A 23,441-nucleotide genomic window follows, 5' to 3' on the forward strand; every position below is an offset into this window, starting at 1 on the left:
TAACAAATAATTGACTATTATAAAGTAATTTTAATCTCTAACTTATTTTCTAAATTAATTAAATTTGAGTCAAAAATATACATTTTTTCTTTTAAAGTTTCATACTCTAGAGAATTCTCAATTGATGGTTCAAAACAAACAAATATTTCAACAATTATAGGCAATAATTTAACTATTTCATTAATATTTACATTTAATTTTAAGTAAATATTTTTAGAATTTAAATATTCACTTACATCTATTAAAATATTAGAAAATTCAATATATGATTCAAGTTTAGTAATAAAATAACTTAATTTAGACATATTATTTTTCTGCATTAATTTTGCAATATATTCTGGATCATATTTTAAATCAAGATATTTTATATAATTGGCCTTATTTAGCTTATTTAAACAATTTTCTACTTTTGAAAGTTTCTTAAAACTACTTTCAATATCTTTTTTTATAACACTAGGGATGGCCTTAATTTTTATTGTCTCTTTTCAAAAATTTATAAAAGTTTCATGAATACTTAATTGTTTATCTCTTTCTTCCCAAAACTTAAATAAACAGCACAAACAATTAATGATTTCATTGCAATTACATTCAATTATTGAACAACTGCAATTATCTATTTTATTTTTACAATCACAACATTTCATAATTTTCTCTCCCATCAGTAATTTAAATTAATATATTGCAACTAAATTATTTTTTTATTTGGAAGATAAATACTAGATTAAAATATTTATTATTTAATCTATTTATATTGCTATTATTTATTTTTCTTAGTTTTTTTTGGTGGATTTTTTTTCTGAATTGGTTCACTTGTAAATATATATCTTATTTTTTCTCAAAGTCCTGCTTCAAGTTTTAATCTTTTTTTAAGTATTGATTTTTGTTTTTCTGGGTGAATATTTAATCAAACAGAGATATTTGAAGTGTTTAATTTCTTTTTTAAATCATATCAAAAACTAAAGAACTTGCTTTTTGGGTCTATCGTTTCAGACATTGAGAACTCATATCCAAGAATAGTAAAAGTTTTTTGAGCTTCAATTGAAGAATCAATATATACCTTTTTATTATGTTCACTAATTTTAGATACTTTTTTCTCTTCTTGACTCTGTCTATATTTTTGTGCATCTTCTCTTGATCTACCATATAATTGCATTCAAAGTTTTTCTTTTTCTGCTTGCTCTCTAAAGTAATCTCTCTCTTTTACAGATCTAGTCTCAATAACTCTTTCAACAGAAACCATTTCTTCTTCCCTAGCTGCTTTCTCTTCTTCTAAACGTTTCTGTTCTTCTTTAATACGTTTTTCTTCAGCAATTTGTCTTTGCTCAGCCAAGCGCTTTTTCTCAGCTAGTTTATTTTCTTCACTTATTTTTGCTTCTCTTTCAGCTTTCTCTGCTTTAAGTTTAGCTGCTTTCTCTTGTCTTAGTTTCTTCTCAATAGCTTTTTGTTTTTCTAATTCTTTTATTTTTTCTTCAGCAATTCTCTGTTCTTCAGCTATTCTTTTTTCTGCAACAATTCTTTGCTCTTCAGCTAGTTTTTTTTGTTCAGCTGCTCTTTTTTCCTCTTCTAATCTTTGTTTTTCCGCTCTCTGTTGCTCAGCTATTCTTTTCTCTTCTCGCAATTTAGCTGCTTTCTCTTGTCTTAATTTCTTCTCAATAGCTTTTTGTTTTTCTAATTCTTTTCTTTTTTCTTCAGCAATTCTTTGTTCTTCAGCTATTCTTTTTTCTTCTCTTAATCTAGCTGCTTTTTCCTCTTTTAATTTTTTATCAAGAATTTTTTGTTCTTCTAATTCTCTTTTTCTTTCTTCTGCAAGTCTTTTCTCTTCAAGTATTCTTTTTTCTTCTTTTAATTTAGCTGCTAGTTCCTCAGTTCTTTTTCTTTCTAAGGCCATTTTTTCTTCTAATTCTCTTTTTTGTTGCTCAATTAATCTTTGTTGTTCTTTTAATTTTGCATCTCTAAGTTTAGTTTCTTGTTCTTCTCTTTGTTTTGCTTCCAATAATAATTTTTCAATTGAATTTCTATTAATAGAATTTAGTTTAGGAACATCATTTTCCTTAGCTTTTTTTCTTGGATCTGCTTGAATAGAACTATTAACTAATTTTTGACTAGTTGCTGCTTTAGAGTCATTTAATTGGAATTTAAAATTTTTTTTATCAAGTTCCTTATCTTTAAAAATAGTTTTTTTTAAACTTTGATAAACAGCTTCATTAGCTGCTTGGTTTCTGTTGCTTAAATAAGCAGGTAAATTTGAATTCTCAATTTCCATTAAATAATTAATATAGTCAATTAATTGAATACGAAAATTTATATCATATGCTTCGTATTCTTGAGCAAATAATACTATTGTTTTACTATTAAGTCTCTTTTCAATTAAATTTTTAACTCTAGCTCTAACTTTTCCAGATAGTAATGAAAAATCACTTTCTGTTCTTACTCTACTTTTGTTCTTAACTGCCATTGTTATTTATTACCTCTTTTTCTTTTTTTAATTGTTTGAAACAATTAAAAATAAATATCAAATTGATTACTATAGTTTGTTTAAAACAATTTAAGCAAACTTTTACTAGTTAAAAATATTTTACTATAAATATCATATTTTATTTACAAAATAAAGTATATTATTCAATTTAAAAGAGTTTTTTAAATATCATTAAAAAATAAAAAAAAGACATTTTTATCATAAAAACTGTCTTTTTATTATTTAATATTTTTTATAAATTTTCTACTAATTTTTTCAACTCTATCCTTACGTTTTTGTTCTTCTAATTGTTGAATAGTTTCTGCTTTTTGTTGAATTGCTTTGTAATTTGGAACTATTTCTTTAGCAACTTTTAATGACTCATCAAACATTTCATTATCATTAACTTTTGTAAAGTATGCTTTCATTTTTAATTCAGTACCTTTTATTAATTCTTGTTCTTGTCTAATTTGTGCGTCAATAGTTGCTATTTCAGCTCTATATTTAGCATCTCTTTCATAACGTCTCTCACGTTCAAGTCTTAAAACTGAAGCAACACGTTTTTCTTCAGTTCTTTTTAATTGACGTTCTTTCATTAATTCAATTAATTTTTGTCTTTCATGTAATCTTCTTAATCTCTCTGCTTTTTCGATTGTTTTTAAGTTTACATCCTCACGTCTTTTAAGTCTTCTTAATTCACGTGATTCGGCCAATCTTCTTGCACGAGTAACAATATAACTGTTAGCTCTTTCGATTTTCATCATATTAACTCTATGACGACGATCATTTCTTAATTGTCTCAAATACTCAACTTTATGAGTCATTTCATCAAGTGCTAAACTTTCTCTTTCATTTGAAGCAATTAAATCATGAATCATTGGTCTTTTTGCAGCATCATAATTTATTGGATAGTATCCTACTGGTCTTTCTTCATGATAAGGTTTTGATTGCTCTTTTTTTTCAGTTCTTTCATTGTTTGTGATTAATAAGTTAGTTTTTTCAGGATTTAAATTAATTTCAAATCCTTCTTTTGAAAGGATATTTCTTTTTTCTGGAATTATCATTTCATCTTTCATACTATATTCAATTTTACCCATTTTATCTGTAACATAAATATTAGTATTGATGTCAAATTCTTCAGTTAAGTGTTTTTGGAAAAATTCTGTTCCTAATTCTAAAGCTGCAAGATTTTCATCTTCTTTTACTAAGTTACTTTCTTGTACTTCAATATTGTTTGTTTTATTAAAATCTTCTCTAGACATATTTTCTCTTGCAATATATCCAATACTTTCTGAATTATTTTCTTGAGATTCACTTTCAGAAATTTTAGTTTCTTTTGTTAACTCTTGATCTGCAACATTGACATTTTCCTCTTTAATTAAATTATTTGAAACATTTCCATCATTAATAAAATCTAACAAATTAGGATCTGGAATTGCAGATGAAGTCATCAATTCAGTTTCTTCGTCTATTCTAATAACTGATTTACTTGAAGCAAATTCATTTTCACTAGATTGAAGAGCTGCAAAGCTATTTTTTAGAATGCTTTCTGGTTCTCCAACTCCCTTTTCTTCTGCCGCACTTAATAAGTTTTCAATTTCAAATAAGCTTTGTCCAGTTTTAGCTGTTGCAGTAAAATTAAATTTTTCTGCTTTAATTTGATTTGAATAACCAGCTCTAGATAAAATTTCTTCCTTAGTTGTCTTGCTACCTTTAAAGCTTGATGCAGTAGGAGAAAGTCTTGATATTAAATCTTTTCTTTTTTCATCTGGTAATACTGATACTGGTTTAACATCTAATCTATCTTTTCAACCAGAAATTGCTCTTTCATTAGTAGAATTTTGTCCATTAGCAAAATTTTCTCAAAAATGTTTAAAAATCCTATTAAATTCACCTTCTCATAAGTCAATTAAATTAGGTCTTCTTGGGTCATTCTTAGGTAATGAGTTTATTCTTTCATATGAAGAAATTAATTTTTTATAACTTTCATCAATTTGTAGATTATATTTATTAATTAAAGCTAATGCTTTGGGACCAAACTTTTGATATAAATATTCATTTGAGCCAGGCTTCTTTACAATAACTGTTTTTGTCCTTGTAGTACTTATTTTTTTTCCTAATGATTTATTATTAGCCGCCATGCCTAGTTCCTCCATTTAAATATAGATTTATTATACACTATTTAACCCTATTTTTAAAGGTTATCTTGCCTAGAACAGTTATAATAAAAGATAAATAATTTTTAGTTTATAAAATAAAAATTAAATAGACAAGCATCTATTTAATAAATGCAAAAGATATATTTTTTGGTTTTACTTTTAAAGTTTTATAAATAGAATCGTTAATAACTGATGTTGCTTTAATTCCATCCATAAAAAATTTTCCTTTGCCAAGTGCATATACTCTTATCAAAATAAATAGATCAGTTTCCTGATGAATAGTTACACTTACATTTATACTTTTATAGCCAACTGCAATTGAAGTAACATCAAATTCAATTATTTTACTTAGTATTTTTTCATCTATTTCTAGATTACCTCTAGAGTTTCTTTCAATAGATATGTACATATTATTCACCTCTAATTTCTTATTTTAGTTTGCTCTTCCTGCATATTTTCCATCAGTAGTATTAATTAACACTTTTTCTCCTTCTTTAATAAATAAAGGAACAGTTATTTCTAACCCTGTTTCAACTTTTGCCTTTTTTTGAGCTCCACTAGTTGTATCACCTTTAACAGCAGGTTCAGCTTCAACTATTGTTAGTTCTATTTTTTCAGGAATAGTTATTCCCAGAATTTCACCATCATACTCTGTCATTTTTACCATAATACCATCTGTTATAAATTTTAATTCTCATTCTAATTTTGCTGAAGCAATTTCCACTTGTTCATAAGTTTCAGTATTCATTAAAACACAATTTGAACCATCATTATATAAAAATTGCATATCCTTTTTCTCAATTAAAGCCTTATCTACTTTTTCTCCCCCTGTAAAAGTAATTTCAACTCTTGCTGCAGTTCTCAAGTTTTTAACTTTAACTGTAACTTTTCCCTGTTGTCTACCTGTTTTAGAAAATGAGTTTTCCAAAACAACAAAAATATTCCCATCATATAAGAATGTACTTCCAGGTCTTAAATCGTTTACTGACATAAAATAATCTCCCTTTAATGTATCTAATTAAATTATATATAAAAAATCCTCTCTTGTGCTAATTTGAAAGGATTTATTTATAAATAAAAATTAGTTAAAAATTAAACCAACTTTTATAGGTGAATTTGGATCTTTAAAAGTAGATGCACTAACCATTTTTTTTCCTTCTCTTTGAAGTTCAATAATTTTTAAAAATCCATTAGTTGTATTTACAATTATTCCCTCTTTATCAATGGCAATTATTTCTCCATTAGCAAATAATTTATCTAATGTCATTAATTTCTCTTCATCTTTTATAACTCTTGCTGATTTTATTTTAATTCTTTCTTTGTCAATATATGTAAAAGCAATTGGCTGAGGACTCAAAGCTCTAATAAAATTGCAAATTTGCTCAGCTGATTTATTTCAATCTATTTTTTCTTCTTCATTTTTTAAATTATATGCAAAGCTAACTTTAGATTCATCTTGTTGAACTCCAATTAATTGCCCTTTTAATATTTGTAATAAACTTTCTTCTATCATTTTTTTACCTAAAACAGCCATTTTTTTAAAAACTGAATCAGCATTATCTTCTTGTGTAATTAAAATTTCTGCTTGGCAATACACATCACCAGCATCCATCTTTTTAATCATTTTCATTAATGAAATACCAGTTTTACTTTCTCCATTCATAATTGCATATTGTATCGGGCTTCCACCTCTGTATTTTGGTAAAAGACTTGCATGAACATTAATACAATTTTTAAAGAGATCTAAAATTGGTTGAGTAATAAATTGACCATAAGCACAAGTAATCATAAAATCTGCTTTTAGACTTTTTAATTCATCATAAATTTGTGAAATCTTAAAAGGTTGAAATAATCTATATTTTTTACTTAGACTATATTCTTTTACTGGTGAAAACTTAATCTCTTTTTTTCTACCAATTTGTTTGTCAGGTTGAGTAATAACACCAACAATTGTTAGACCAGTTTTTTCTATACCTTTTAAAATCTCAACAGATATATCAGGAGTACCACAAAATATTACTTTAAACATTATTTCTCATCCTCTCTTAATTTCATAAGATCTTTTAAAAAATTAGGATTATATTCCTTAACAATATCTACAACTTTTTGTAAAACTACAATCATGGCTAATGTATCTCTGTCACAATATTTAAGCATATCTTCTTTTAAAATTACTTCATATTCTTCTTGACTGATTACATTATCTAAAAATTGTCTGAAAGTTTGGCTTGCTTTATCACCTTTATTAATTTTTAGGTCCTTGTAACTCAAACTACTATCCAAAGCAGGTTGAGTTTTTTTAATTGAATATGAACCTCTAAACTCTGGATGATAAATTAATCAATTGTCTCCTCTTTTTCTGAAGAATTCCATTAAGTCAATAGTATTCATATAAATGTAAGTTAAAGGAATTGTGAATTGAGGATAACAATAAATAAGATTTTTTAAAACTCCCTTTTCAAAAGATTTATTATATGCCACATAAATGCCTGGACCATATTTAAAACAATCTCTAATAAAATTTAATAAAAATTCTGGTCTTGGATCATCTTGATTACTTGCAATAAAGTTTAAATGTTTCATTGTATTTATTGGGTCATTAAAATCATAATTTGGATTATCAATAACATGAATTGAATATTGAAATGGAATTTGTTGGTAAGCTCAAGAATTATCATACTTAGGAATTGCTCATTTTACTGTTTCAAAGTCGTACATATAAACTGGATAATCATAATATTGTTTTAAATCTTTTAAGATTGTTTCATATGAACCAGCTTTGATAATATCATTGGCTGTAATTTTATTATTTTTTATAAAATTGGAAACAACATTAATTACTCTTTTTTGATCTTGCTTAAACAAATTTTTAGAATTATAAATATATTTATTATCATCTAAGTCCTTGATATTTTCAATATAAATATCTTTTGGAAATAAGGAATGTATAACTGCTGCAGAAGCTTTAAAACCTGATAATTCGTAAAGATTAAATTTACTTTTATCATAATATGGAACAACATGTTGACAATATTTTTCATCAAGTTTATAGCTTAATTTTGCATATTCTAATTTAATTTTTTTACACTTTTCATTAAATAAATTCTCTTTTGTTTCAAAAAAAGCTGATATTTTCGCTATACAACCATCAAAATAGAAATCATTTGCTTCCATTCCTTCAATTAAACTATTAATTTTTGGAAGCTTTATTGAATTCTCCAATTTATCTGTAACTCTTATTAATTGTGAATATATTAAATCAGATTCGCCACTAATTGGAAGTTTTAAATCCTTAGTTTTAGGTTTTACGTCCTTTTCATAATCTATATCATATAGATCTGATACTTCAAAATCTCGTCTTTCTTCTTTAATACCAATTCCTCTAATATAGTCTCTATTTATTAGACCTATTTTTACATCATCAACAATGTAACCATTTTTTTCTAAAACTTTTTTTTGATACATAATATCAAAAAAATGCTCAGTCTTTGAAGAGGTTGAAGCCTTAAATTCAACAATAGTAACGTGCTTATTACCATTGTTAATTAAAACGTCACATCTAACTCTTAACATAGAGTCATTAGCTTCAAAAGTGGGCTCAAACAAATACTTTATATTATTATTATCTAAAATCTCACGTGTTTTTTGAATTGTTTGACTATATTCCATTTCCTGAAAATCAAAATATTCAAAATTTGTTTTCTCCACTGAATTCTCTTCATATAATTTTTCAATAAAATACTCCCTAGCAGCTTCACCAACTGCCAATCCATCAACAATTGTTTCTGCAGGAAGACCTGATATTTCAAAACCATTAAGACCATTTAATTGTTTAATTAATAATTCTTTTTGATTCAGCTCCTCTTTTGATAAAAGACTTTCTTCTTTTGTCAATAAATCAGAATATAAATCAATTGCATTAAATCCAGAAGAAGAATTAAAATCATCTTCCGTGTTCATTTCAACTTTGTAATGAGTTTCAAGAATCTTATTTTTTTTCAAATTAATAATTGTTTTAAAATTTTCTAAATTGTGAAAAATTCAAGCTATTTTTGGGCATACACCCATATATCTTTTAAAATCTTCTTTTGTAACTACTTTCATCTTATAATCCCCTAAACAAAAAACATATTATAAAATATGTTACTTATTTCTTCTTGGTATAAATTTAACTGTTGTTGCTTTAATAGCTTTATCCATTTGAAGAGAAATATCTTTATTACTTTTTTGAGTTTTTTTCTCAACTTTGATATTTTTAAGTTCCTCTTTAACTTGAGTTTTATGTTCAATAGTTTTTAATTTTTCTTCTTTTTTAAGTACAACTTTTTCTTGTTTTGTTAATTTAACTTTTTTTTCTGCAATAGCTATCCTTCTTTTTGTATTTTCAAGGTCAATTTCACCATTAACTTGTCAAGCAGTTACATAGTTATTTTTTCCTGATTTTGTAGTAATTCCTTCTACTTCATATGCATTAGTTGAAATTAACTTATTTGTTTTTGGTTCAAACATTTGAACAACAACATCAAAAACATCTCTATATTTGTACTCTACGCCTTTTCTAGCATAAACCTTTTCATATTCAACTTTAATGTTTTTAATGTTTTGTGTTTTTGCCAGATAGTTTTTAATTTCTTCTTTAACTACTTTTTTTCTTTTTTGTTGTTCAACTTTTTGAGCTTTTTTACTTGTTATTGATGAAACTATAACAAATATTAAAACAACTAAAACAACAACTCCAATTACAATAGTACTTGTTGAACTGCTTAATAACATGTAACTCTACACCTTCTTCTAATTCTTTTTTATTTTAACTCATTTTTTTAAATTTTTAAAACTTTATCAATAACTCCACCACCAAGACAAATCTCATTAATATATAATACTGCTTCTTGACCCTCTGTAACAGCCCTAACTGGTTCTTGATAAGTAATTTTAATTTTATTATTTGAGATTACTTCTACTTCTACTTTAATGTCTTTTTGTCTATATCTAAATTTTGCACTACATTGAAACTTATTTGATTTAAAATATATTTCGTAATTAGATATAAAATTAAATTCCTCAACTATGCAACTTTTTGATTCTAAAAAAGTTTCGTCGCTTGCTGGAGCTACATAAATAATTTTATTTATAATATCCTTTTTAGCAACATAATATGGTTCTTTTTGACCACCAAGATTTAGTCCTTTTCTTTGGCCAATTGTATAATACATTACACCAATATGTGTTCCTATTTTTTTATTAGATTTTATATCTATAATATCTCCTGGTTGATTTGAAATATAATTTTGTAAAAAATTAGTAAAATCTCTCTCTCCAATAAAACAAATACCTGTAGAATCTTTTTTTTCAGCTGTTATTAAATCATATTTTTTTGCAATTTTTCTAATTTCACTCTTTTGAAATTTTTGAAGTGGAAAAAGCGTTTTTGATAACTGTTTTTGATTTAACTGACAAAGAAAATAGCTTTGGTCTTTTTCCTTATCAAGTCCTCTTATTAATTCATAAGTATTTTTATCTTTATCAAATCTTACTCCTGCATAATGACCCATTGCAATATAGTCTGCTTTAAGATCATTGATTGCATAATCTAAAAACTTATCAAACTTAATGTATTTATTACAAAGAATATCTGGATTTGGTGTTCTTCCCTTTTTGTATTCACTTACAAAATGCTCAAAAACATAGTCTCAATATTCTTTAATGAAATCAACTCTATGAATTTTTATATTCAATTTTTTAGCTACTTCTAAAGCATCTAAGTAATCCTTTTCTTGTGGGCATACTTCTTCATCTAATTTATTTCCAAGAATATCATTATTTAAGTTACTATCTCAATTTCTCATAAAAAGAGCTTCAACTTCATAACCTTGTTCTAATAATATTGCTGCAGTAACAGAAGAATCTACACCTCCACTTAGACCAACAATAACTTTCTTTTTTTTCATAATTTTCGCCTTATTTTATTTCTTTTTTTTCTGTTCCTTTTTTGATAGTTTACTAATTTTTTTATCTACTTTTGAGTCATTATATCAATCCTCAAATGAATCAAAATTAAAAGAATTTAAGTTTTGATTCTTAGTTAATTTTGATTTTACTTGTAGGCTTTCTACAAGTTGAGTTGTGCCACCATCTTTTTCAAAAAAATCAGTTTTCACCTTATTTTTTTTATTTCTATTTTCAAGACTATTAAAAGCTTTTTGTAGATCATCAACTGTATTTGCAATAGTGTAATCAGAATTATTTATTACCGGCAATGAGTAATTATTATCCTCTTTAAAGAATAAATTTAACTCCTTTGTATCTAAATCAGCACTTGGAAGTGTATTACTAATGTTTAAAGATTTATCATTATTCTTTTTCGCATTTTCATCTTCAAAATTAACATGCACAATTTTGTCTATTTTTTGTTCAGCATCGGCTTTAGTTTCTAAATTTTGTTTGACGTTCATTTCATCTCTTTTAATTTCCATTTTTTGAAGTTTTTTGTCATCTTCAATTTCTTGCAGATCTTGAAAATTTTTTTGTTCTTTAAGATTTTGTTCTTCAATTCCTTTTTTCTGCTCTTCAAGTGCTTTTGATTGTTCATCAAGCAGTCTTTTTTCTACTAGTTTTTTTTGAATTATTAATTTTCTATTAGTTAATCATTGTTCTTCTGTCATTTTTCTTTTTTCTTCTAATAGTTTTATTTCTGCTAATCTATTTTCTTCTTCTAATTCTACTTCAACTAATTTTTTTTCAGCTAAAAATTTTTGCTCCATTAAAATTTTTTCCTCATTTAGTCTTTTATTTTCAGCTAAAAGTTTATTTTCTACTAATAATTTTTCTTCCATTAATCTTTTATTTTCTGTTAACAACTTATTTTCTACTAATAACATATTTGCAGATAATAATTTTTCATCATCTAACTGATTTTCAAAGAATTCTTTTTTATTATCAAAATTTATTTTATCTTTTACATCATTCTTAATATCATTTTTCTCTTCTTCTTTAATAATTTTAGAAAAAAATACATTTTCATTCTCATTTTTATCTGAATTTACTTCATTTGATTTTTGAACTAAAGAACTATCTTTTTCTTTATTTTCTTTGTTCTTTACAACTTCTTCTTTATTATTAAAAATATCAGTTATTTGCTCTGAAGTCATTTCCACAGTTTTTTTAATCTCATCAATTTTTTTATTTAATGAAACTTCTAACTCTTTTAGTTCTTGTTGATAAGAATTTGTTTTAGGCACTAACTTCTCATTTCTAGCTAAATTATAGTTTTTAAATTTATTATTTGGTTTTAAATCAATATTTAATTTATTAAGAAGATAATCTTTATCATTTTGTTCATTTTCATAACTTCTAACTCTTAAATCAATAATTTCTTTTCTTATATCAGATCTTCTTGGCATAATCATCTTATCAACTAAATTAATTGACTCATATGTTTTATTACCAATATCAGTTTTTTGAAAAGCCAAATTATTTGAATTTTCTGGAGCAAAAAAATGAGAATTAGCATTTTGAACAAGATCAATTTTTGATATGTTTTTTGCTTTAAATTCCATTGTTTTATCCAATTCTGTTAAAATTGTCTCTCCAGAGTTTTCATCAAATCATAGTTTATTTGTATAAAAATCCCCTGAGTTTTCATCAAAGGTATTTGTTAAATTTTTATTAATTTTTAAAACTTTTATTTTATCAGACATAATAAACCTCACTAACTAATTATACAATAATTAGTGGCTTTGAAAAATAATACTTTATGTAAAAAAAATAACCTTATAGGTTATTCTTCTAAATTATTTGTAACTTTAAAATCAGTTGAATTTAATATACTTTGCAATTTTTCTCTCTCGTTTTTTTCAAGATCTTTTGGAATTACAAAATTAACTTCTAATAATAAATTACCTCTGTGAGATGATTTAACACCTCTATATAGTCCATAATTTTTAACAGTAATAATATCTCCATTTTTAATACCTTTTGGTATTTTTACATTAATATTTCCATCTAATGTTTTTATAGAAATTTCATTTGCAAGAATAGCATCTAGATAACTAATATCAAATTTAAATTTAATATCAAACTCATTTACTATTGCTAATTTTTTAGAACCATTCAGATGTATATCTGCATATAAATGCCCACGTTCTCCACCATTTGGAGAATAGTTTCCTGCATTTCTTAAAACAATTTGCTGACCTGGAACTAAACCTTTTGGTATTGGCATCATGACAGTTTCCTTTTTAAGAACAGTTGCATTTCCTCTACAAGTTTTACATGGATTCTTATTTTCTTTTCCATTTCCCTTACATTTTGGACAAGATTGTTGTGTTTGAAATTTAGCAATACCCATATCTTGAAGTACAGTAACAACACCATGTCCATTACATACTTCACACTCAACAATATCTGATTTTGATTTTGCACCAGTTCCATCACAATTATCACATTTTGAAATTAAATCCATTTTAATTTCTTTGTCAACTCCAAATAATAATTCTTTTAGAGTTAAATTAACATCTATTACAACATCTTTTCCTCTTGAAGATCTTGCTCTTGAAGAAGAATTACCTCTTCCTCCAAAAAAATTAGAAAAGATGTCTGAGAAAAAGTCTCCTGCTCCTCCCATATTTGAGAAGAAGTCTCCGAATCCTTGTCCAAATCCACCACCAAAGCCAGAACCCATTCCACTTAATCCATCGTGACCAAACTGATCATAAGCTTGACGTTTATTTGCATCCAATAGTACTTCAGCTGCTTCTGTAGCTTCTTTAAACTTTTCTTCCGCATCTGGTTCTTTACAAATATCTGGGTGGTATTTTTTAGCTAACTTACGATATGCTTTTTTGATATCATCTTCAGATGAAGATTTGGCAATACCCAAAATTTCATAGTAATCTCTTTTAGCCATAATATACCTTCTTTCTTATCTTTAAAAAACAACTACAAATTAGTTGTTTTTTAAAATTATTTAGATTCTTCATCTTTACTTTTGTCTTTTTTATCTTTTTTGTCTTTTTTATCTTTTTTATCTTCAATATCTTCTTTTGGTTGTTCAGTTGCACCAGCTTGTGTTTGTTGAGCTGCCATTTCTGAAGCCATTTTCATTGCTTGCTCTAAGTCATTCATTTTTTTCTCTAAAGTTTCATAATCTTCTTTTGAAATTAATTCACGAATTTCTTTTGCCATTTCTTCAGATTGTTTTTTTTGCTCTTCATTTACTTGATCTCCAGTTTCACTAATTGAAGATTCAATTATATTCAAGTAACTTTCAGCCTTATTTTTTAGTTCAATATTTTTACGTTTTTTATTATCTGACTCTTGATTTTCTTCAGCTTCTTTAACCATTCTCTCAATTTCTTTATCAGATAAACTACCTGAGTTTGAGATTGTAATAGTTTTTTCTTCATTAGTAGCTTTATCTTTTGCAGTTACAGATACAATACCATTTACGTCAATTTTAAATGTAACTTCAATTTGAGGAGTTCCTTTTGGAGCTGGTTTGATTCCTGTTAATTGGAATTGTCCTAATGATTTATTATCTCCAGCCATTGGTCTTTCACCTTGTAATACATTAATATCAACTGCTGGTTGATTATCAACTGCTGTTGAGAATACTTGTGATTTTTCAGTAGGAATTGTTGTATTTCTTTGAATTAAAGGTGTCATAACTCCACCCATTGTTTCAATCCCTAATGTTAGAGGAGTAACATCTAATAAAAGAACATCAGTTACGTCCCCAGCTAAAACTCCACCTTGAATAGCTGCACCCATAGCAACAACTTCATCTGGATTAATAGTTCTATTTGGTTCTTTTCCAAGTAATGATTTTACTAATTCTTGAACTGCTGGAATTCTTGTTGATCCACCAACTAAAAGAACTTGATCAATATCACTAGCTTTTAATTTTGCTTCTTTTAAAGCATCTTCAACTGGTTTTCTAGTTCTTTCAACTAAATCTTTTGACATTTTTTGAAACTCTGCTCTTGATAATTTAGTTGAAAAGTTAACTGGTCCACTTTCATTCATTGCAATAAATGGTAAGTTAATTTCTGTTTCAACTTGACTTGATAAGTTAATTTTTGCTTTTTCTGCTTCATCTTTAAATCTTTGTAAAGCCATTTTATCTTTTGATAAATCAATATTGTGTTCTTTTTTAATTTCTTGACCGATTCAATCCATAATTTTTTGGTCGAAGTCATCTCCACCCAATTCATTATCTCCTGAAGTTGATAAAACATCATATGTTCCTTCTGCTAATTCTAATAATGAAACGTCAAATGTTCCTCCACCCAAGTCATAAACTAAAACTTTCATTTCTTTATCTTGTTTGTCAATTCCATATGCCAATGCAGCTGCAGTAGGTTCATTAATAATTCTTTCAACATCTAAACCTGCAATTTTCCCTGCATCTTTTGTAGCTTTTCTTTGAGCATCATTAAAGTAAGCTGGTACTGTAATAACAGCTTTTGTAACTTTTGTACCAATTTTATCTTCAGCATATTTTTTTAAATATCTTAAAATTTCTGCAGAAATTTGTTCTGGAGAATAATCTTTTCCTTCTAAATTTCTTTTTTTATTTGTTCCCATATCACGTTTAATTGATATTGCTGTATTTGGGTTTGTTACTGCCTGTCTTTTTGCAGCTCCCCCAATAATAATGTCACTATTTTTAAATGCAACAACAGATGGTGTTGTTCTTTGACCTTCAGGGTTTTCAAGAACCATTGGTTGTCCACCCTCCATAATAGCTACACATGAATTTGTTGTACCTAAGTCTATTCCTATAATTCTTTCTTTTGCCATAATTAATCTCTCCTTTAATATTTTTCTAAATTACTCTGCAACTTTTACAGCTGCATGTTTAATAACTCTATCATGTAATTTATAACCATTCGAAACAACGATTGCTATTTTCCCTGATTTAAATTCTTCACTTTTTACTTGCTCAATTGCAGAATGCAATTCTGGATTGAAATCATCTCCTGGTTTTACAACAACCATTGCTACACCAGCATTTGTTAATGCTTGGTCAATTTGATTAATAATCATTTCAAATCCCATTAAATAATTTTTAATTTCAGCATTATCAGGAGTTGATTTTAAAACTCCTCTAAACATATCTATTGCTGGAATCAGCTCTGAAGCTAATTTTTCACCGCCATACTTTCTAACCAAAACACTTTCATTTTGAAATCTTCTAACTGTATTTTGATTATCAGCTACCGCAATTAATCTTGCTTCTTCTAGTTTTGCAATTTCATCATTCAAAGCTACAAACTCTAATTCCAATTTTTCAATATTAGAAAGTTCTTCAACTTTAACTTCCTTATTTTTTTTGTCTTCAGTTTTTATATCTTTATGATCTTTATCAGATTTTTCATCTTTAATTTCTTTTACTTTTGGATTTATATTTAATTCTTTTTTAATTATTTCAAATAGATCCAAAATTTTTTTCATTTTTTCTTTTTCCATTTTTATTCTCCTTCCAACAAAAACTTTTCTTCAATTTTATTGCTTATTCATTCTAAAAGTTTTGACACTTTATCATATTCAATTCTTTTAGGCCCAACTAGAGCTAAAGCACCTTTGCCCCCACCTTTTGTGGGAAAGTTTGTCCCAATAACTGCAATATCATCATTTTCATTACCTGTTTCTAAACCAATAGCTACAGTAGTTTTGTTTGTTTTACTTTGGTAATTAAATCAAACAAAGGGAGAAGCATTTTCAATAAATTGAATAATATCTTTTATCTTATTTGCATCATTAAACTCTGGGTTTTCTAATAAATATTTAACACCACTTGTTCTTGATTTATTTGAATCTGTATGTATTAAAGCTCCTATTAAAGTTTGTAATACAAACTCATATTTTTTAACTTGCTGTCTTAATACAGGAATCATTGCTTGTGATTTTGTTTCAATTTCAGAAATTTTAGAATTTACTAATCTTTCATTAAATAAATCAATTGATAATCTTAGTTCTTCTAAAGTTATTGAATCAAGATTTATATTTTTATTTTCAATTGCTCCATTTGAAAGAACAAATATTACAACTGCAGATTTATTTGAAATAGGTATTAATTCAATTTTTGATAAGAGTAATTCACCATTTACTTCTGAAGTCGCAACAACTGTTGCTAATTTTGTCATTTCGCTTAAGATTGATGAGGTTTTTTCTAAAATCTCATCAATAGTGGCTCCTCTTTTTTTAAAGATCTCATTAATCTGAACTTTGATATCTTCAATGTTATTTGATTCCATAAGATTATCAACATAGTATCTATAACCTTTTGTTGAAGGAACTTTTCCAGAAGAAGTATGAGCTTTTTCTAAAAAGCCTTGTTCCTCTAGAAATGCTGATTCATTTCTAATTGTTGCAGATGATACTTCCATTGTTAATACCTCTTGAATCCTTTTAGAACCAACTGGTAATGCAGTTTTAATATATTCTTCTATAATGGATTTTAAAATTAGGTTTTGACGTTTTGTTAACAATTAAAAACACCTCCATAACAATACATTTCTAGTTTATCAATAGCACTCTTAATAATCAAGTGCTAATTTAATTTATTTGAAGTTGATAGTACAAAATTGTTATTTTTAACATCAATTACATAATTTCTCTTAGGTTCTATCTCACTCGAAACTATTGCCCTTGCAATTAAAGTCTCAATATTTCTTTCAATATATCTTTTAATTGGTCGAGCACCATATTGTTGATCATAACCTTCTTCTAAAATTTTTTTTATAGATGAATCTGTAAAATTTATAATATATTCATTTGATAATAAAACTCTCTCTTTTAATTCATCTAAAGTTTTTATAATAACTTCTTTAATAACATCTTTAGATAAAGCATTGAAAGTCACAATATTATCAATTCTATTTAAAAATTCAGGTCTAAAGAATTTTCTTAAATTCTCATTTAGAACATCTTGGTCAATTAACTCTGGTGGTGTTGAAATTAGATATTCAGAACCAATATTTGAAGTCATAATTATGATTGTATTTTTAAAATCAATTGTCTTTCCAAGAGAATCAGTAACTCTACCATCATCTAAAATTTGTAAAAATATATTAAAAACATCTGGATGAGCTTTTTCTACTTCATCAAATAATAGTATTGAATATGGGGCTCTTCTTACAGCCTCAGTAAGTTTACCTCCCTCTTCATAACCAACATAACCAGGAGGAGAACCTAATAATTTAGATACTGAATGTTTTTCCATATATTCAGACATATCAAATCTAAGCATTTTTTTCTCACTTCCAAATAAATTTTTTGCAAGTGATTTTGCAACTTCTGTTTTACCAACACCAGTTGGACCTAAAAATAAGAAACTACCTATTGGCTTATTTGGGTCTTTAATTCCACTTCTACTTCGAATAATTGCATCAGATACAAGTTCTAATGCTTGATTTTGACCTTTTACCATTTTTTTAAGTGTTGTACTTAAACCTAAAAGTTTTTGTTTCTCACTTTCAATTAGATTTTCCATTTCTATTCCAGTTCATTTAGATACAATTGAAGCAATTTCAATTTCAGTAACCTCCTCTGAAATTAATTTTTCCTTATTATTATCAAGTGCAGAACTTAATTGTTTTTCTAAGGCTGGTAATAATGAATATTGAATTTCTCCAGCTCTTTGATAATTAGCTTGTGCTTGAACTTGCTCTAGTTCAATTTTTAAACTATCAATAGTAGACCTAAACTGATTAATTTTTTCTAATGCTTTTTTTTCAGAATTTCATTTATTATTAAATTCGGCTTGTTTTGTTTTTAAATTTTTTAGTTCTTTTTCGGCTTGTTGTAATCTATCTTTAGATTTTTCATCTTGCTCCTTAGAAAGTGCTGCTTTTTCAATTTCTAATTGCATAACTTTTCTATCAATTTGATATAACTCTGTAGGAACTGATGCTAACTCTGTTTTAATTGTTGCACTTGCCTCGTCTACCAAGTCAATTGCCTTATCTGGTAAAAATCTATCGGAGATATATCTATCACTTAATTGTGCAGCTGCAACTAAAGCATTATCATGAATTCTTACTCCATGGTATGTTTCAAAACGCTCCTTTAATCCTCTTAAAATTGAAATTGTTTCTTCAATAGTGGGTTCACTTACAATAACTTTTTGAAATCTTCTTTCAAGTGCCGCATCTTTTTCTATATATTCTCTGTATTCTTTTAGAGTTGTTGCTCCAATAACTTTAATACCACCTCTAGCAAGAGAAGGTTTTAATAGGTTTGAAACATCCATTCCTCCCCCGTTTCCAGTTTTACCTGCTCCCACAATTAAATGTAATTCATCGATAAATAATATTATTTGACCATTTTCTTTTTGAATTGCATTTACAATTCCCTTGATTCTTGCTTCATAATCTCCTAAAAAACTAGCTCCAGCCATAACACTTCCCATGTCTAACTCTAGAATTTTTTTATCTTTTAAAACACTTGGAACATCACCTTTATTTATTCGTTGAGCTAAACCTTCTGCAATAGCTGTTTTACCAACACCAGGCTCACCAATTAAAACCGGATTATTTTTAGTCTTTCTACTTAATATTCTAATTACTCTCATAATCTCATCATCTCTTCCAATGATTGGATCAATTTTTCCTTCTTTTGCATCCTTTGTTAAATCCCTTGTATATTTATTTAGGATTTCTGGATCATTTAAAGGATCTGGTTTTTGTGTAAAATCCATAAACATTCCTCCTCTTGATTAGCACTCTATGTGTCTAATTGCTAATCAATAATATATTACATTTTGTTTTAGCAATGTCAATGTTTAAGTGCTAATTTTTTGAAATTTTTATAAAATAATTTGAATTTAAGAATAAGGTGTTAATTGCTTACTTATCAATTAGAAATCTATCTAGTAAATATACATCCCAACTAAAAATAAAAGCACAAATTAAAAGCACTAGTTTAGACCAGTGCTTTTAAGTATTAAATTTTATTAGAATAATTTTCCTCAATAAAAATACAATATAGTTGCATAAAAGTGGAATAAGCTAATTTTGCCTTTTCTTTTAAATTTAAATTTGAAGTTGATCTAATTACTTCTCCTTGAAAGAGTTTCATATTTATTGGCAAATATTTAAATACATCCAAATTTATATTTTTATTTAGCTCAATAAAATCTTCAGTTTTATCTGATCTCAAAACTAAATTTAAAAGCAGTTTTTGTTCTTCATTAATTAGACTTTTTAAATCTTCATTTTCATTAAAATCATAAAATAGTAAAATTAACTTATAATTAATAGCATTTGAATCCTTAGAGTTTTTAATTTTTTCAGTTTGTTTTTTAGTTAACTTCAATCAAATATTTGAGTTATATCTTAATTGAGTTAAAAAGATTTGTTTTAAAATAAATACTCTTTGCAATATTTTAAATCCATTGCCAATTGTAAACTTACTAGAAAAAAACATTGTTGTTCAATAAGATATATTCTCTGTTAGTTTTCACAAAATATAAGTCTTATTAAATTCTCTTTCCAACTCTTTTACTATTTTTATGAAAGAATTACTTTTAATTGCCTCAGAAAAAAGTATATCGTACTTTTGCTCTATTTTTACCTGAGGTTGATTTGAAAAGTTATATATAATATCTTTAAAATCTATAAAATTATCATCATTAGTTACTTTTAAAAAAGATAAATTGTTATTATCAATAGTTTTTAATTGTTTAAGCATGTGTTCCTCCAAACAATTAATCGCTCTTTTTAATTTATTTTTTTAGAAAGATCATAATTAATTACAGAATTATATCCTTTTTTAATAGCATCATCATATGTAGCTTGCACACAAACTTCTAAAGCTAAACCACATATCTCTAAATCCTCTACTTTTTTAGTTTTTAATCAAAAGTCTAATTCAGATTCAACATTTAACTTCTCATTTTCTTTATCTTTAGAAATATAAAAAGCAGAATAACTATCATAATCTAATTTAGTTCCTTTTCTTATTATTAAGTCAGCATTTGATGAATCAATAATAAACTCTGCACCTTGTGAATTAACTACGCAATGTTCTGGTCATTCAATAAAAGAAATGTGATTTTGGGGATGAAAATCTCCGGAAAAAATAACATAATTTCCATTCTTTTTATATTCACTAATTTTGTTTTCAATTTTCTTTTGAATTAATTCACCCTGAGGCACATAAAGTTTTCCCAAAGGATTTGCAAAATCATATTGATAATCTACTACAATTAAAGCTTTTTTCATATTATAAAAAATCTATTAATATCTCATTTAGGATATTAAATCCCCTTTCTGTACATCTAAGATTATTATTAACTATTTCTAATAAATTTTGTTCAATTTTTTGTTCAATTTTTTGTTGATAAAAAGTAACTATCTCTTTATTTTTTTCTAAAGACACATCAATTCCTTCTACCATTCTTAAACCCATCATTATAATTTGAAAATAATAATCTTCTTGTGAAAGCAACTCAAACTCTTTTTTATAATTTAAAATATTGCCTTCATTTTTAGTCAGATAATATTTATTATCAATTTGTTCAAATCCTGTAGCACCAATACCTACACCAGCAAATGTGGAATTATTTCAATAACTAATATTATGAAATGATTTATTATTTTCTCCTAAAGCATAATTTGATATTTCATATCTAATATAACCTAAATCTTTAAGACCTTGATTAACTATTTCATCAAATAACTCGTCATTTTCGGGTAGTTTCATATTTTTTCTTCCCCAAATTGATTTTTCTTTCATTATTAATGAATATCATGAAATATGATCTGGTTTTAATTCCTTAAGATACTTTAAATCTGTTGCAATATTTTCTTTAGTTTGATCATATAAGTTATACATTAAATCTATACTTACATTTTTAAATCCCGCTTTTCGAATTAGTTTGAAAGCTTTTATTGCTAATGAATTATCGTGAATTCTTCCAATTTTTTTTAATAATTCATTGTCAAAAGTTTGAATTCCCATACTAACTCTATTAATATTAAATTCCTTATAAATATTTAATTTTTCTAGTGTAACTGATTCAGGGTTTAACTCTATTGAATATTCAAAGTTTGGTTTATTAGTAAACTTTAAAAGAATATTGCACATCCTTCTTGTTTGCTCTTCGTTTAAACAACTTGGAGTTCCTCCCCCAATATAAATACTTTGAATATCTTCTAATCTATTTTCGTAGCCCTCTAATTCAAACTCAATTTTGTCTAAATACTTTTCAATTATTTTTGGATCTTGTGGTTTTTTTACTTTTACAAAATCACAATAAAAACAAATATGTTCACAAAATGGAATGTGAACATATAAACTATTAATTTTTCTATCTATTGATTTATTACTCCTCATGGTTTTAATGAAAGACCTCTTTTTTTTCTAATAATTAATCAAGGTATAACAATTAAAAATAAAAGAATTGCCATTGAAGTAAAGAATATAATCATACAAACTTTATTTGCTTTTTTTCTAATTTCTTTTATTTCTTGTTGTGGTATTATTTCATATCCATAATACCCAATTAAATTATTTTTTCTTGTTCTAGTTGTTACTATGTTTAATACGTGAACTATTAAAGTAATAAATAAAATAACTATATTTGTTTTAATTTCTGAATCTAGTGATTTCAGACTCCCAACTTTTCAAAATAAGAAATAAATATCTGGATTTCCATTTAAATATTTACTTTGTAAACCATACATTATTGCTAATGAAATTGCTCCAAAAATATAAATACAAAATGATACTCAGTTTAAATAAACTCCTCTTGATATTAAAGTTCTATAATTTCTAGTAATAAAATAAGGTACGAGCTCTTTTCCAAATAAAAGATCCTTTTCATATTTTTTGACATTTGAATAAATAAAGGCAAAGTCAGTTAAACTAGTTATAAAAAATCCTGCTGATACAATTAATAATGTTATTGAGAAGAAAGGATACATTACTTTTGCTCTTTCTACTCCCATGTAAGTTCCATTATCTCCAGCTTTATAATAAATTGCTAACATAATTGAAGTCGTAATTATACCAACTACTCCTATTAAGAAAATTAAAAATATTCTTAATTTTTCACTTCTTATTTCCTTAGCTATTTCTTTTGGAATGATATTTGCCTTTTTCATTCTTTCTCCATATGAATTATGCTCATAAGGATTATAATTATTTGAACTAACTGGTGCATAGTCAACTTCTGGATTATATCCAAAATTTGGATTTGGATTATAAAATTGATTATTATTAGAGAAATCATTATAGCCATATTGCATATTATTATTTGGCATATGATAATTTTCATATAAAGGCTTATTATTATAAATTTCATTTCTTTGAAGATTATTGATTTGATTGTTTGGAGGATAAACCATTCTATTATATTGATTTTCATCTCTATAATTTCCATAATTAATTCTTGACATATTTTCAAAATCTAAACGCTCTTGTTTTAAATTATTACTATATTGATTTTGATAATTTACATATGACTGCATTTGAGTTGGTTGATATCTTGGTTGTTGATATTGAATTAAATCTCTTTGATTATTTTGAAGATAGAATTTTTCATTTGGATCTCTTACTTCACTTCTCTTATAATCAGGCATTCTATTTTGTTGATAACTATTATCAAAATTTAATTGTCTTGGTCTTATATACCCAGAGTTCTTATTTTCAATTAAATTTTTTTGATATATTGCTGTTTCGTTAAAGTAATTAGGATTATTTTGAGGGTTTGAATTTAACGCAAAAGTTCCAACAGTTTGTTGGTTTTGATTTTCATTTAATTCTTCATTTTTAATTGGATTTACTAATCCACTCATAAAAAACGCCCCTTTTTTTATGAG

At 26.0% G+C, this 23,441-nt stretch carries 19 protein-coding genes; all 19 read right to left on the reverse strand.

All coding sequences use genetic code 4. The annotated features are described in order from the left end of the window. Window positions 1-17: 17 nt before the first annotated feature. The 19 genes from AACL04_RS02900 to AACL04_RS02990 all read right to left on the reverse strand — a co-directional run bounded on the left by AACL04_RS02900 (window position 18) and on the right by AACL04_RS02990 (window position 23,417). Window positions 18-644, reverse strand: coding sequence for a hypothetical protein (locus AACL04_RS02900; RefSeq protein WP_339029393.1), 627 nt, complete (start codon window positions 642-644; stop codon window positions 18-20). Window positions 645-757: 113 nt separating this feature from the next. Next, window positions 758-2,455, reverse strand: a complete 1,698-nt coding sequence (locus tag AACL04_RS02905) for a hypothetical protein (protein ID WP_339029395.1) — start codon at window positions 2,453-2,455, stop codon at window positions 758-760. Between the two features lie 239 nt (window positions 2,456-2,694). Beyond that, the gene (locus AACL04_RS02910; protein WP_339029396.1) at window positions 2,695-4,596 is read right to left on the reverse strand and encodes a hypothetical protein; all 1,902 of its coding nucleotides are present in this window, start codon (window positions 4,594-4,596) and stop codon (window positions 2,695-2,697) included. A 136-nt stretch (window positions 4,597-4,732) separates the two neighbouring features. Continuing rightward, on the reverse strand, window positions 4,733-5,023 hold the full coding sequence (locus AACL04_RS02915) for an MMB_0454 family protein (RefSeq protein WP_339029397.1): 291 nt from the start codon (window positions 5,021-5,023) through the stop codon (window positions 4,733-4,735). Window positions 5,024-5,047: 24 nt separating this feature from the next. After that, complete coding sequence (gene efp / locus AACL04_RS02920; protein ID WP_339029399.1) at window positions 5,048-5,605, reverse strand: elongation factor P; 558 nt, start codon at window positions 5,603-5,605, stop codon at window positions 5,048-5,050. 90 nt (window positions 5,606-5,695) lie between these two features. Further along, a complete protein-coding gene (gene fmt, locus AACL04_RS02925) occupies window positions 5,696-6,643 on the reverse strand; it encodes a methionyl-tRNA formyltransferase (protein ID WP_339029400.1) in 948 nt (315 codons plus the stop codon). Next, window positions 6,643-8,718: a DUF2779 domain-containing protein gene (locus AACL04_RS02930; protein ID WP_339029402.1), complete on the reverse strand. Its 2,076-nt coding sequence runs from the start codon at window positions 8,716-8,718 to the stop codon at window positions 6,643-6,645. Before AACL04_RS02930 ends, fmt begins: the two co-directional genes overlap by 1 nt. 39 nt (window positions 8,719-8,757) lie before the next feature. Beyond that, on the reverse strand, window positions 8,758-9,387 hold the full coding sequence (locus AACL04_RS02935; RefSeq protein WP_339029404.1) for a hypothetical protein: 630 nt from the start codon (window positions 9,385-9,387) through the stop codon (window positions 8,758-8,760). A gap of 47 nt (window positions 9,388-9,434) precedes the next feature. Further along, window positions 9,435-10,562 (reverse strand): tRNA 2-thiouridine(34) synthase MnmA, encoded by a 1,128-nt coding sequence (mnmA, locus tag AACL04_RS02940; protein ID WP_339029405.1) that lies wholly within the window; start codon window positions 10,560-10,562, stop codon window positions 9,435-9,437. A gap of 15 nt (window positions 10,563-10,577) precedes the next feature. Continuing rightward, window positions 10,578-12,311, reverse strand: coding sequence for a hypothetical protein (locus AACL04_RS02945; RefSeq protein WP_339029407.1), 1,734 nt, complete (start codon window positions 12,309-12,311; stop codon window positions 10,578-10,580). Between the two features lie 80 nt (window positions 12,312-12,391). Beyond that, window positions 12,392-13,519, reverse strand: a complete 1,128-nt coding sequence (locus AACL04_RS02950) for a DnaJ C-terminal domain-containing protein (RefSeq protein WP_339029409.1) — start codon at window positions 13,517-13,519, stop codon at window positions 12,392-12,394. Window positions 13,520-13,575: 56 nt separating this feature from the next. Next, window positions 13,576-15,414, reverse strand: coding sequence for a molecular chaperone DnaK (gene dnaK, locus AACL04_RS02955; RefSeq protein WP_339029410.1), 1,839 nt, complete (start codon window positions 15,412-15,414; stop codon window positions 13,576-13,578). A gap of 30 nt (window positions 15,415-15,444) precedes the next feature. Further along, entirely contained in the window at window positions 15,445-16,083 is a 639-nt protein-coding gene (locus AACL04_RS02960) for a nucleotide exchange factor GrpE (RefSeq protein WP_339029411.1), read from the reverse strand. A gap of 2 nt (window positions 16,084-16,085) precedes the next feature. After that, window positions 16,086-17,105: a heat-inducible transcriptional repressor HrcA gene (gene hrcA, locus AACL04_RS02965; RefSeq protein WP_339029413.1), complete on the reverse strand. Its 1,020-nt coding sequence runs from the start codon at window positions 17,103-17,105 to the stop codon at window positions 16,086-16,088. A gap of 62 nt (window positions 17,106-17,167) precedes the next feature. Further along, window positions 17,168-19,315, reverse strand: a complete 2,148-nt coding sequence (locus AACL04_RS02970) for an ATP-dependent Clp protease ATP-binding subunit (RefSeq protein WP_339029415.1) — start codon at window positions 19,313-19,315, stop codon at window positions 17,168-17,170. Window positions 19,316-19,560: 245 nt separating this feature from the next. Then, window positions 19,561-20,307 carry a hypothetical protein gene (locus AACL04_RS02975; protein WP_339029417.1) on the reverse strand — a complete coding sequence of 249 codons (747 nt, stop codon included), beginning with the start codon at window positions 20,305-20,307 and terminating at the stop codon, window positions 19,561-19,563. A gap of 29 nt (window positions 20,308-20,336) precedes the next feature. Continuing rightward, window positions 20,337-20,840, reverse strand: coding sequence for an isochorismatase family protein (locus AACL04_RS02980; protein ID WP_339029419.1), 504 nt, complete (start codon window positions 20,838-20,840; stop codon window positions 20,337-20,339). 1 nt (window position 20,841) lies between these two features. Then, the gene (hemW, locus tag AACL04_RS02985) at window positions 20,842-21,954 is read right to left on the reverse strand and encodes a radical SAM family heme chaperone HemW (RefSeq protein WP_339029421.1); all 1,113 of its coding nucleotides are present in this window, start codon (window positions 21,952-21,954) and stop codon (window positions 20,842-20,844) included. Continuing rightward, the gene (locus AACL04_RS02990; protein ID WP_339029423.1) at window positions 21,933-23,417 is read right to left on the reverse strand and encodes an MSC_0882 family membrane protein; all 1,485 of its coding nucleotides are present in this window, start codon (window positions 23,415-23,417) and stop codon (window positions 21,933-21,935) included. The genes hemW and AACL04_RS02990 overlap by 22 nt, the downstream gene beginning before the upstream one ends. Window positions 23,418-23,441: the final 24 nt, after the last annotated feature.

The sequence above is a fragment of the Spiroplasma endosymbiont of Cantharis nigra genome, assembly GCF_964019925.1.
Classification (GTDB): domain Bacteria; phylum Bacillota_I; class Bacilli_A; order Mycoplasmatales; family Mycoplasmataceae; genus Spiroplasma_A.